Raw genomic sequence first — 12,412 nt, forward strand, 5'->3', positions numbered from 1 at the left:
GCCCTTGTTTCCCTATGATTACTGCCGCGTTTATTTTATGTTTGCACCTATGCAGGACTATAGCCCACAGCTCCGTAAATACATGCCCGCTTCGGCTGCGCCGATCATCTCACGTTGGATCAACGACAGCGGATGCTTGTTCCGCATCAGCCGGAACCGCACCTCGAAACTGGGCGATTATCGGCCACCACACGATGGCAAAGGACACCGCATCTCGGTAAACCACAACCTCAACCCTTATGCGTTTCTCATTACCACCGTGCACGAGTTTGCCCACCTGAAAACATGGAACGCCCACAGGAACAAGGTGAAACCCCATGGGCCCGAATGGAAATCCGATTTCAGGGAGCTGATGCGCCCGTTCATCCAAGCACGCCTCTTTCCCGACGACGTCCAGCAATCGATTGTCCGTTACCTGGATAACCCCGCCGCTTCGAGTTGCACCGACCTGCAGCTTTACCGCACCTTGAAACGGTACGATATGCCAAACGGATCGGCGCAGACCGTGGAACAACTACCCGAAAACACATTATTCTCCCTCAAGAATGGCCGCGTATTCCAGAAAAAGGAAAAGATCAGGAAGCGCTACCGTTGCATTGAAGTGAATACTGAACGGGTATACTTATTCAGCCCGATCGCGGAAGTGGTGGCTATTAAATAATTATTCCGTACTTTAGCACCGCTTAGTGGGATGTGGGGTATTAGACAACAGGCATTAAAACAACAGAAGGAACGAAGTGACGTCCCGGGAACGAAGTGAATCGGGACTAAAGACGAACTACTAAAGACTAAGTACTAACTACTAAATACTATAAAACATGTACACCGGACTCAAACATTTACATTCCACACTGGCCTATGTGCTGTTGGCAGGACTGCTTATCTCTATTCTTTATGTATTGTTTGCCTACCTGCAAAACAAGGGGTATAACCGTAAAATGGCACTCCTCGGGTTGATATGTGCACACTTGCAATTCGTAGTGGGGTTAATCACTTACTTTGTTTCGCCATTGGGCTTGAAAGCCGCTTCCGGCGAAGCCATGAAAATCAGTACTTCACGCCTTTACTTTCTAGAGCATCCGCTTGTGATGTTGATTGCCATTGTGCTGATCACTGTGGGCTATTCAAAAGCAAAGAAACTTACCGTAGCTAAAAAACAGAACGGAACGGTATTGGCTTTTTATCTTATCGCACTGATACTCATCCTCTCGCGCATTCCTTGGCACGTGTGGCCCACCGGGATGGCCGGATAGGATAAATTAGGTTTTCTGGTAGATTAATGCTAACTTTATCGTGTGTTTGCGAAAACACCGATAATGACTGTTATTGCCGTTTATGAAATTCATGCCGCGATTTCGCGGGTTTATAGAGCTATCCAATAATCCCAGATTATTCGTTGGCTTTCGTGATGAGGGCTGTAACTGCAATAAAGTCAGGATGTTTGGAGGCTGTGGCATAGCAGCGCTATGTGAGGCCGAAAACATCAGCAAAGCGACTGAATTTGAAGCAGTTTCGGTACGTAATAGAAGTGCTAATGAATATTCTGGGATAATATAAAGCAGTAATCATGAAGACCGTTAAGCACATCCTCCACAACAAACCAACCGTGGTACACGCGGTAAGGCCCGCCACTTCCGTGCTGGAAGCACTGAAACTCATGATGGAGAAAAACATCAGCGCCCTGCTGGTTACCGAAGGGGAACAGTTGAAAGGGATTTTTACCGAACGGGATTACGCCCGAAAAATCATCCTGCAGGGAAAATCGTCCAAAGACACGGCAATCAGTGACGTGATGACGAGAGAACCGCATACCATCACATCGGATGAAGCGATTGAACAGTGCATGCAGCTGATGACCAACAATCATTTCCGGCACCTACCCGTATTGGACGGCACCGCTATTGTAGGTATCATTTCCATTGGCGACCTGGTCAAGTCGATCATCGAAGACCAACAGGAAACCATCTCCCAATTGCAAAGTTACATCACAAGTTAAGCGGGAACTATCTCGGCAAAGCCGTCGTTATTTCATAATCCGGAATACCACCCGGAATACAATCAGCCAACCGATGGCCAGTAAAACCCATGATACCGCCGAAAGCAGGGTAGAGTCTTGAACAAACCGTAAAAACGTACCGACCAGGCCTATCGCCACGGCTACAGCCAATGTAACGTAATAGTGGGTTTCGTTAGCGTTGTTCACGGTTTTCCGTGCCGGTCTTTTTTCTACTGTCGTTGACATAACAAATAACAATTTGCTGCCAAAAATACAAAAAAAACAACGCCAAAAAAGCACAAAAGCAAATTAGGCAGAAAAGCAAAAGGCAAAATGCCTACCTTTGGAATTCCAAAGAAAATCATTGAAATGGCTTTACAAGACACGATAGACCAAGCAATCAAATCGGCCATGCTGGCCAAAGACAATAGCCGCCTCCGCGGACTCCGGGCCATCAAGGCCGCCATCTTGCTGGCCAAGACCGAGAAAGGGCCTGCTGAAGCAATTACGGAAGCAACGGAAATCAGCGTGCTTCAAAAGCTGGCGAAACAACGCCGGGAGTCGGCCGAAATCTACCAACAGCAAAACCGAAACGATCTCTACACCATTGAAATGGAGGAACTGGCCGTTATCGAGGAATTCCTACCCAAGCAGCTCAGCCAAGGAGAGGTAGAAGAACTTGTGAAGCAGATTATCGCCGAAACGGGCGCTGCATCACCGAAAGACATGGGCAAAGTGATGGGGCTGGCCAACCAACGACTAGCCGGAAAGGCTGACGGCAAAACCATATCGGCAATCGCCAAGACATTACTAGCCGGAGGTTAAATGGCGGCTGCCAAAGTCCTTATCCCGCTCGTATGTGGAGATATGGCGCTCCTTCTTGCTTTCGAAGATATCGTCGATGGTAATCATGATGCCGGTTTCCTCAACCGTACCGAACTCATCATTGACAGCGGTGCCGAACGTCATCATCGTTGACGACAGATTCATATAGGTGTTGATCAATGGCGGGATATTTTCGCCCAACGCGCGCACACGGCTATTCAGCAGTTTATACCCTTCCTTATACTCCAGCCCATCAAACGTATGGTCGAAAATGGCCTGGTCAGTAAAGTAATGCAGCGGCTTGATGGGCCACACCAGCTGTTCACGATCGGGGAAATAATGATGCATGAAATAGATCAACAGGTCGCGCGCCTCGCGGTTGTAATGCGGGTACATGGTAACCTTGCCAAACAGGTATTTCACATCGGGGTTGAGCTTCACCACGGCACCGAGGCCATCCCAAAGGTTATCCAGCGAGAACAGGCCTTTGCGGTTGTCTTTGGCCGGCTGGTATTTGGGCTGTACGAAAGAACGGCCCAACTCAATGGTATAGGGTAGGTATTCGGCGACGAATTTGGGCGAGAAGTGGAAATAATGGGCCGTGGAAAGATTGATCTCCCCATGGCCGTTCACCCCGACATCCTTGCATTTGATCAGCCGGTAACCGGCAATGATTTCCTCATCCTCGGGATTCCATGCGATCAGCTGGTCGTAGGCATCTTCGCCGGTGTCGTTGTCGTCAAGATCAAGCGCCAAACCGGTGCCGCCGCCCGCAGCCCGAAAGGTCACTTCCCGCAATCGACCGATTTCACGCACGGTGTGGGGTGCATGGCGATGGTTCACCAAATAGATTTCGTTATTGCCATTGTTGGTATAGCGGATAAATGCCTCTTGGGTAAGCTCCTTCTTGATTAAATCGCTGTCAACAGGTGCTATGATCTCTTGCATATAGTTAGTTTTCAGGAGCTAAATTGTATACTGTCTGCTTAACTTCATCAGCCCACTCCTTTTCACTTTTAGAGCTGTCAAAATAAGTATAAGATATTGGTTTTCCTACACGGATGGTCACTTTTTTGTTTTTCTGCTTAAATAGTTCATCCGCGAGGTAAAACATTTCAATGTTGGATTTCACGCCAACTGATTCCCGCAAGCGAGCGAAATTATAAAAAAAGCTGGAATTTTTCCCATCAATATAAACCGGTACAATATCCCGATGGTATTTCTTGGCTTTGACGATAAAGCTTTTCTTCCATTCGAGGTCCACGATTTTCCCATTGCGCTTGCGCGACACCAATCCGGCAGGGAATACCAGTAGCGCTTGGTCTTGCGCATAGGCTTCTTCAATTTGTCGTATGCCCTGCCGACCCTGAGCACCATGTTTGTTTACCCCTACAAATAACGGTTGCAGGTTCTTGATATTGAGCAGTATATCGTTAACCAAAAACTTAATGTCCTGTCGGTATTTTCCCAGTGCATGCATGAAAGCCACGCCATCCAAACCGCCCAATGGATGGTTGGATGCAAAAATGACCCCGCCCGTGCGTGGGATATGCTCTTCACCGGTCAATTCCACGATAACGCCCAATTCGCCGATGAGCGCATCCACGAATTCCAGCCCATGCAAATGGCCGATATGATCCATCACGCGGTTGATGTCATCTTCATGCACAACACGCTCGATATAACGCAACACAAACCGGGGCATCCAACGCAGCAACGCCGGGTTCTTCTTCCGGATGACGTCGCGGATGACGATGTATTTTTCCTTGTTTTCCAAAACAACCTTCCCTCTATACGATTTTCCGAGAGGCGTTGCCCCGAAATCGATATAGCAGCCAAAAGTAGCAAAAGTTCCGAATTTGTTGTGTACTCAATAAAAAAACCGAAAATTAGTCGTGGAAATCGCCAAAAGCAACTATTTTTGGCAAGCGGATGGATTCAAATTAAACGATTATGCATTTCAATCGTTTAATACATTAAGGAGGTGGAACAACGATCATGAATATAGGCCAAGTGATAACCGACCGTAATTATGCGGTAACACCTACGGACAGCAAACGTTTCGTCTTGGACAAAATGGCCGATTTGCGGTTAGCGCAGCTTCCGGTACTGAAAGATGATGCTTTCCTCGGGCTCGTTTCATATGCGTCTTTATCAGGACGGGAACATATGGACGACCGCCTTGAACAACTGGGCGTGACCTACCAGCAGGTGCATCTATTCGACACCCAACACATCTACGATGCCGTATTGTTTTTCCAGCTACACCCGATCGATCTATTGCCAGTGCTCGATGAGGGGCACGCGTACTTGGGGGCATTGACACCGCTTGAGGTGATCGACGCCCTGGGCCAGACGATGTCGGTCAATCACCCGGGCGGCATCATCATCCTGGAAATGGGCAATCGTGATAATGCCTTATCGCACATTGCCCACATCGTCGAAGCCGAGAATACGCAAATACTCAGTTCGTACGTACGCATGTTTGCCGACTCCTCCCGGCTGGAAGTGACCATAAAGGTGAATACGGCAGATATCTCTTCGATCGTGGCCGCGTTCCTGCGGCACGACTACACGGTTAAATCAACATACAACGACGAAAATAGCCGCGATAACTCACGCGACCGCTATGAACAGTTGATGAACTATATCAATATGTAACGCCATGAAGATAGCGGTTTATGGAAGGGAGTTCCAGCCGTCGGTAATTCCCTATGTACAGCATTTGTTCGATTCACTGACAGCCAAAGGCGCGGAGCTGTGGATATACGATGCATTCCACGACTTCCTTAAAAAACAACGGGTGGTTTGCCCGCAGCCGCTGAGCACCTACACAACCAAGGGCGGGCTGCCCAACGATGTAGGCTTCATGCTCAGCCTTGGGGGCGATGGCACGATGTTGGCCGCGGTGTCTATCGTGGGCGACTCGGGCATTCCGGTGGCCGGCATCAACTTCGGCAGACTGGGCTTTTTGGCAGACATCAGCAAGGACGACATCAATGCCGCGATGGACGCTATCCTGCTTGGCGATTACGACATCCAACAACGGACCCTGGTATCGGTCGAGTCCGCGCAAACTTCCCTGTTCGGTGGAAGCCATTTCGCGCTTAACGATGTGACCCTCTTCAAATCCGACAGCTCCGCAATGATTACCATAAACGCCCATGTAAACGGCGAACTGCTGAATGCCTATTGGGCCGACGGAATCATTGTGGCCACCCCTACCGGATCTACGGCTTATTCGCTAAGCTGCGGCGGTCCCATCCTCATGCCCGGAAGCGGCAACTTCGTGATTACACCGATCTCGCCGCATAACCTCAACGTTAGGCCTGTCGTGATCTCGGATGAGGTGGAACTACAACTGGACATCGAAAGCCGGAGCGGCAAGTTCCTGTTGTCATGCGACTCGAAAACCACTGCCGTATCATCCGACATCCAGCTTACGGTACGGAAGGCCCACTACCAGGCCAAGCTGATACGGCTGAAAAACTACCGTTATTTTTCTACCCTGCGCAATAAATTGCTGTGGGGACTGGATGCGCGGAATTATTAGATGCGAGATGAACCGAATTGCTACCCTACTGCTTATGCTTCAGCTGCCCCTGATAGCTGCCGCCCAGGAATGGGAATTGGGACTACAGGGCGGTGCATCGGGTTATATGGGCGACATCAACCCCGAAAACCCGCTGGCTTTCAATGAATGGGCGGCAGGGGCTTCCGTTAAATACAACCTCGACGACACTTGGGGCATCCGCGGAAATTTTGCTTACGCGAACACCTATGGGCATGATACGCACTCGCGGGTGCAGCAGCGCCGCAACCGCAACCTGGGGTTCTTCGGCCCCATCATGGAAGCCGCGGTACTGGTTGATTTCAATTTTTTCAAATGGCTGCCCCAGCGAGGAAGGATCGTATACACGCCCTATATCTTTGCGGGCATCGGTGTGGTTGCCTTCGACCCCAAATGGTATTTAACAGCGGCCGACGGGTCGCGCGAAACGGTATCCCTCCGCGAAATGCGCACCGAATATCATGTAACGGACAACCCGGACATGTATGAGCAATTTACCTATTCCATCCCATTTGGGGCCGGCTTTAAGTACAACCTCCGCGGACCGTGGTCCGTCGGCATTGAACTCGCATACCGCCTTACGCTTACGGATTACCTCGACGATGTGAGTGGGAACTACCCCGATGTTTCTCCCACGTCGCCCATCGTACCCTTTTTACCTGCGGGTCGGAGTGTAAGCGATTGGGAATACTTGAGTTACCGCGGCTCACCAAACGCCGTACCTTACACCCAGCGCGGCGACGGCCGCCCGTACGATTCCTTTATGACCGTGGGCATTACCTTATCTTATACCATCTTCAAAGGTGGATGCCCGGAGTGGCAATAAGTCCTCAAAAAAATCTTAACTTTGCGCCAAACTAAGGATGGATATTAAGGACACGATTGATAAAGCGAGGCTACCCGAACACGTAGCCATTATCATGGACGGCAACGGACGGTGGGCCAAGGAACGTGGCCAGTTGCGTGTATTCGGTCATAAGAATGGGGTAAAAGCAGTACGCGACACCGTGGAAGGGGCCGTAGAAATCGGCATCAAATACCTCACCCTCTATGCGTTCTCTACGGAAAACTGGAATCGCCCGAAGCTGGAGGTATCCGCGTTGATGGAGCTGCTGGTCAACACCATCAACAAAGAGACGAAAACACTGATGGACAACGGCGTAAAGCTTAACGCCATCGGCAACCTCGACCAACTGCCACCGAAATGCTACGCCCGCCTACAAGAGGCTATGGCGAAAACGGCAAACAACATGAATTGCACCCTCACACTCGCATTGAGTTATAGCGCGCGATGGGAAATTACCGAAGCGGCGCGGCAGCTTGCCCGGCAGGTACAATCGGGCGACCTTTCCCCCGACGATATCGACGAAAGCCAGGTAGCCCAACAATTGACCACATACGGCATACCCGATCCGGAACTCATGATACGTACCAGTGGCGAGCAGCGCATCAGTAATTACCTGCTATGGCAACTAGCCTATGCCGAACTCTATTTTACCGACAAAATGTGGCCCGAGTTTAGGCGGAATGACCTTTTTGAAGCCCTTGCCACCTACCAAAATCGGGAACGCCGTTTCGGATTAACTAGTGAACAAGTGGTAAAAAAACCTTTTAACAAAAATTAACAACTGTTTACCGTACTTTAGCGGCGATAAATTAGATAGATGAAGCGAATACCCCTTTTTATACTCATTACCCTATTGGCAGCAGGGAGTACGATGGCCCAACAACGTGGTGTGCCGGTAAGTGATTCCGACGAATTCAGTTACCTCCACCCAAAGAATTACATCATCGGTGGCGTAACGGTAAGTGGCACGGAATACTTGGATAACGATGTGCTCATCACCATTTCCAAACTCGTGGTAGGGTCGCGCATCGAAGTCCCGAGCGACGCTACCTCGAACGTTGTGAAAAACCTGATGGATCAAGGGTTATTTGACGAAGTGGAGCTCTATGCCGATGCTGTGAAGGGCGATTCCATTTTCTTCAATATCCATGTGGTGGAACGCCCACGCCTTACCCGCATCGATATCGAAGGGCTTAGCAAAACCCAAACCGAAGAGGTGCGGAAGCAGCTCACCGAAAATACGGGCAAAATCGTGAACCAAAACCTGATGAACACTACGCGGAACACGATTACCCGCTACCTGAGTGAGAAAGGGTTCTTGTATCCCGAAATTACCATGGCACCGATGAAGGATTCGACACAGGTAAACAACCAGATACTCGTGGTGAATGTAGATCGCAACCGCAAAGTGCGGGCACATCGCATCAATTTCACGGGCAATGAGGAATTTTCGCAACGCCAACTCCGCAAATTCTTCAAAGGTGTTCGGCAACGTACATGGTGGCGCGTTACCGGGCCGGGTAAATTCAAGGCCGAGAAATACGAAGAGGCCAAAGACAACCTCATCGCTAAACTGCACGAGCATGGCTACCGTGATGCGGAAATCCTGCGGGATACCTTCTATAAACATAACGACCGGAACGTCATCGTCGACATCGACCTGTATGAGGGTCCGAAATATTATTTCGGCAACATCGCTTGGCAAGGCAACGCCAAGTACTCGGATTCCATCTTGAATGTGATTCTCGGCATCAAGAAAGGTGAGGTATTCAGCGAAGAAAAGCTCAACACCAAGCTGATGGGCCCTACCCGTAACAGCGACGATATTTCGTCATTGTATCTCAATGATGGCTACCTTACCTTTACGGTAGACCCGGTGCAGACGCGGATATACGGCGATACGATCGATTTGGACCTACGCATCTATGAGGGTGCGCAGTTCACCATCAACAACATCATCCTGAAAGGCAACGACGTGACCAACGACCGTGTGCTGCTACGTGAAATACACACCAAACCGGGCCAGAAATTCTCGAAGGAGCTGTTGATGCGGAGTACGCGGCAGATTGCCCAGTTGGGTAACTTCGACGAACAAAAAACAAACCCCGTCCCCACAAACCTCAACCACTCGGAAGGAACGGTGGACATCGAGTATAACGTGGTGGAAAAACCGGCCGACCAGGTGGAACTCTCCGGTGGTTTCGGCGCCGGGCAGGTGATCGGTACCCTGGGGCTTTCGTTCAACAATTTCTCTACGCGTAACTTCTTCGACAAAAGTGCGTGGAAGCCCCTGCCCCGTGGCGACGGCCAAAAACTGAGCATCCGCGGGCAAACCAGCGGCAAGCGTTACCAGTCGTACAGCTTCTCTTTCTCGGAACCTTGGTTGGGCGGCAAGAAACCCATCTACTTCGGTGTGAGTGCTTTTACCTCGTCTTCGTCATATGGCGGTTTCGACTGGTATACGGGCCGGCAAATCGTTGGTGATGATGAACTGAACCGGATATGGATGAATGGGGTAACGGTAAGCCTCGGCAAGCGCTTACAATGGCCGGACAACTATTTCCAGCTGAACTATTCGCTGGGATTCCAGCAATATAAATTGCAGAACTACCCGGGTTTCCTATTTGAGAATGGCAAGTCGTACAACATCAACTTGACGCAGGAGATTAGCCGTAACTCGGTAGACCAGCCGATTTATCCGACCTCGGGTTCGCACTTGAAGTTGACCATACAGGTGACCCCCCCTTACTCGGCGTTCAACAACATCAACTACCCTACGGCCCCCGATGAACAACGCTATAAATGGACGGAATACCACAAGTGGAAATTCGACTCGCAATGGTACACCCGCATTGCCGGAAAACTGGTACTGAAAGCACAGGCGCAATTTGGGTTCCTAGGTTCATACACCAGCGCCACGGGGCAATCGGCCTTCGAGCGGTTTAAACTGGGCGGCGACGGAATGATGGGCTTCGACTTCCTACAGGGCTCTGAAATCATCGCCATGCGTGGCTATGCCAACGGGATGGTGGTGCCCGACGGTTCCGATGTCAGCATCGCCCGCAACTCAGGCAGTCCCATATACAACAAATACCAATTGGAGCTGCGCCATCCGGTGATGTTGAACGACCAAGCCACCGTATTCGTACTGGCTTTCGCCGAAGGCGGTAACACGTGGAATAACTTCCGCGATTTCAATCCCTTCAAGGTCCGTCGGTCGGTCGGTGTGGGCGCCCGTATCTTCCTGCCCATCTTCGGTTTGTTGGGCATCGACTACGGCCATGCATTCGACCCGATACCGGGCGTACCTTCAAGCACGTGGCGGCAGAACTTCACGTTCAGTATCATGCAGCAAATGGGCGGATTCAACTAAATAAATGGGATATTAAAAAAAATGGAATTACTTTTGCAGCTGTTATATTCCATCACCAACAGATAGTATGATGAGCATGAAAAAATTAGTAGGTATATTGGTGCTGTCCGTAGTGGCTTCTTCGGCAGCGATGGCCCAGCGGTTTGCTTATGTGGATACCGAATACATCTTAAAACACATCCCCGAATATGTGGCCGCACAGAAACAACTGGATGCCCTCTCGGTGCAATGGCAGGAGGAAGTAGACAACCGGTTTGCCGATATCGAAGCCCTCTATAAAAAATACCAGGAAGACCAGGTATTGCTCAGCGAGGAAATGCGCCGCAAGCGGGAAGATGAGATTGTGCTGAAAGAACAGGAAGCACGGGAATTCCAACGGCAGAAATTCGGCTTTGAGGGCGACCTCTTCCAAGAGCGCGTTAAACTCATCCAACCCATCCAAGACCGGGTAGCCCAAGCCATACAGACCATCGCTACGGACCAAAGCCTGGATATTGTGCTGGATAAGGGAAGCGAGGTGACCTTCCTCTATGCCAACCCACGATTGGATAAAAGCGATGATGTGATTACCAAATTGGGATATAAACCTGATCCTTCGCTTGCGGATGATTGATCCGTTTCGTATCATTGCGCAGCTTTTTTGAAAAATTAAAGAACAATAGACTTATAATCACAACAAGAGGGGACAAACAAACCCCAAAACAACAAGTAAAAATCAAAATGGATAGCATGAAAAATTTGTTTAAAGGTGCAGTGGTGGTTGCGGTGCTGTTTTTATCAACCGGACTCGTAAGTGCGCAGCAGAAGATCGGCCATATCAATTCGAATGATATCATCCAATCCATGCCTGAATTCAAATCCGCTCAGACGGAGTTTGAAAACCTCCAGAAGTCGAAAGAAGGTGAATTGCAGAAGATGGGTGAAGTGCACGACCAGAAGTTGCAACAATTCCAACAACTGCAACGTAACCGCAGTGAAGCCAATAAAGATTCGATCGATGCCGAATTGCAAAAAATAGGCACCGAATTGCAAGAACTGCAAGGTCGCATCCAACAAGTGCAGCAAGTAGCCCAGGAAGAATTGCAGAAGAAGAATGAAGAACTTTTTGCACCCATTATCCAGAAAGCAAACACCGCGATACAAAGCGTGGCCAAGGAAAAAGGGTATGCATATGTATTTGACGTCGCCAACCCCGGCATCTCGTATTTCGCCGGTGGCGATGACCTGACAGCTGACGTGAAAACCAAAATGGGTATCGCGGCAACCGCAACTCCTGCAGCGCAGTAACGGTAGGCTGAACCGAACGTTAAGAAGCGGAATGTGAATCACATTCCGCTTTTTTTATATAATTCGTCTAAATAATTTATTATGCTTGCATAGTATTGCGAATTGCTTACCTTCGCAATAAGCGCCACCGCAGGCACATAAACTGTTTATGATGATAAGCCAAGTTATTTTCGTGATTGTATGGGTAGCAGCCGTCACGTTAGCGACTTATAACGCACGGAAGATTATCGCAAACATCCGGCTAGGCAGGGCCGAGCGCCGCCACGACCAGCCGGGACGGCGACTGAAAACGATGCTCCTCGTGGCATTCGGACAGAAGAAAATGTTCAAGCGGCCCTTCGCTGCACTGCTCCACCTGTTTGTGTACGTAGGTTTCTGCATCATTAACATCGAGATGCTCGAAATCATCATCGATGGACTGTTCGGCACCCATCGTGCCTTTGCGGGACTGGGCGCGTTCTACGGGTTTCTCATTGCGGCTTTTGAAGGGCTCGCACTCGCGGTATTGGTAGG

General features: G+C 49.8%; 14 protein-coding genes and 1 pseudogene. 12 read left to right on the forward strand and 3 right to left on the reverse strand.

Annotated elements, in window-relative coordinates; all coding sequences use genetic code 11:
- Positions 1-49 precede the first annotated feature (49 nt).
- The 3 genes from ACO1NT_RS12960 (at position 50) to ACO1NT_RS12970 (ending at position 1,996) form a co-directional block, all read left to right on the forward strand.
- On the forward strand, positions 50-661 hold the full coding sequence (locus tag ACO1NT_RS12960) for a sprT domain-containing protein (protein WP_449049072.1): 612 nt from the start codon (positions 50-52) through the stop codon (positions 659-661).
- Positions 662-818: 157 nt separating this feature from the next.
- On the forward strand, positions 819-1,253 hold the full coding sequence (locus ACO1NT_RS12965) for a hypothetical protein (protein ID WP_449049074.1): 435 nt from the start codon (positions 819-821) through the stop codon (positions 1,251-1,253).
- Between the two features lie 314 nt (positions 1,254-1,567).
- A complete protein-coding gene (locus ACO1NT_RS12970; protein ID WP_449049075.1) occupies positions 1,568-1,996 on the forward strand; it encodes a CBS domain-containing protein in 429 nt (142 codons plus the stop codon).
- A gap of 27 nt (positions 1,997-2,023) precedes the next feature.
- Here the strand turns inward: ACO1NT_RS12970 and ACO1NT_RS12975 are convergent, their stop codons facing one another.
- Positions 2,024-2,242: a hypothetical protein gene (locus ACO1NT_RS12975; protein ID WP_449049076.1), complete on the reverse strand. Its 219-nt coding sequence runs from the start codon at positions 2,240-2,242 to the stop codon at positions 2,024-2,026.
- Positions 2,243-2,365: 123 nt separating this feature from the next.
- On the opposite strand from ACO1NT_RS12975, the gene ACO1NT_RS12980 reads away from it, so the two are divergent.
- Positions 2,366-2,821, forward strand: a complete 456-nt coding sequence (locus ACO1NT_RS12980; protein WP_449049077.1) for a GatB/YqeY domain-containing protein — start codon at positions 2,366-2,368, stop codon at positions 2,819-2,821.
- On the opposite strand, the gene ACO1NT_RS12985 is transcribed toward ACO1NT_RS12980, so the two are convergent.
- Positions 2,807-3,769 (reverse strand): GNAT family N-acetyltransferase, encoded by a 963-nt coding sequence (locus ACO1NT_RS12985; protein ID WP_449049078.1) that lies wholly within the window; start codon positions 3,767-3,769, stop codon positions 2,807-2,809. The genes ACO1NT_RS12980 and ACO1NT_RS12985 overlap by 15 nt on opposite strands.
- 4 nt (positions 3,770-3,773) lie before the next feature.
- Positions 3,774-4,598, reverse strand: coding sequence for a 1-acyl-sn-glycerol-3-phosphate acyltransferase (locus ACO1NT_RS12990; protein WP_449049079.1), 825 nt, complete (start codon positions 4,596-4,598; stop codon positions 3,774-3,776).
- A gap of 221 nt (positions 4,599-4,819) precedes the next feature.
- On the opposite strand from ACO1NT_RS12990, the gene ACO1NT_RS12995 reads away from it, so the two are divergent.
- The 8 genes and pseudogenes from ACO1NT_RS12995 to ACO1NT_RS13030 form a co-directional block, all read left to right on the forward strand.
- Positions 4,820-5,482 (forward strand): CBS domain-containing protein, encoded by a 663-nt coding sequence (locus ACO1NT_RS12995; protein WP_449049080.1) that lies wholly within the window; start codon positions 4,820-4,822, stop codon positions 5,480-5,482.
- Between the two features lie 4 nt (positions 5,483-5,486).
- Positions 5,487-6,374: an NAD kinase gene (locus ACO1NT_RS13000; protein WP_449049081.1), complete on the forward strand. Its 888-nt coding sequence runs from the start codon at positions 5,487-5,489 to the stop codon at positions 6,372-6,374.
- Between the two features lie 7 nt (positions 6,375-6,381).
- The gene (gene porG / locus ACO1NT_RS13005) at positions 6,382-7,218 is read left to right on the forward strand and encodes a type IX secretion system protein PorG (RefSeq protein ID WP_449049082.1); all 837 of its coding nucleotides are present in this window, start codon (positions 6,382-6,384) and stop codon (positions 7,216-7,218) included.
- Between the two features lie 37 nt (positions 7,219-7,255).
- Positions 7,256-8,017, forward strand: coding sequence for an isoprenyl transferase (locus tag ACO1NT_RS13010; RefSeq protein ID WP_449049083.1), 762 nt, complete (start codon positions 7,256-7,258; stop codon positions 8,015-8,017).
- A gap of 39 nt (positions 8,018-8,056) precedes the next feature.
- Positions 8,057-10,612 (forward strand): outer membrane protein assembly factor BamA, encoded by a 2,556-nt coding sequence (gene bamA, locus ACO1NT_RS13015; RefSeq protein ID WP_449049084.1) that lies wholly within the window; start codon positions 8,057-8,059, stop codon positions 10,610-10,612.
- A 76-nt stretch (positions 10,613-10,688) separates the two neighbouring features.
- Complete coding sequence (locus ACO1NT_RS13020; protein WP_449049085.1) at positions 10,689-11,225, forward strand: OmpH family outer membrane protein; 537 nt, start codon at positions 10,689-10,691, stop codon at positions 11,223-11,225.
- Between the two features lie 116 nt (positions 11,226-11,341).
- Positions 11,342-11,899 carry an OmpH family outer membrane protein gene (locus tag ACO1NT_RS13025; protein ID WP_449049086.1) on the forward strand — a complete coding sequence of 186 codons (558 nt, stop codon included), beginning with the start codon at positions 11,342-11,344 and terminating at the stop codon, positions 11,897-11,899.
- 148 nt (positions 11,900-12,047) lie between these two features.
- Positions 12,048-12,412, forward strand: a pseudogene (locus ACO1NT_RS13030) (Fe-S oxidoreductase); the annotation flags it as partial.

The organism is Parapedobacter sp. (assembly GCF_053550995.1).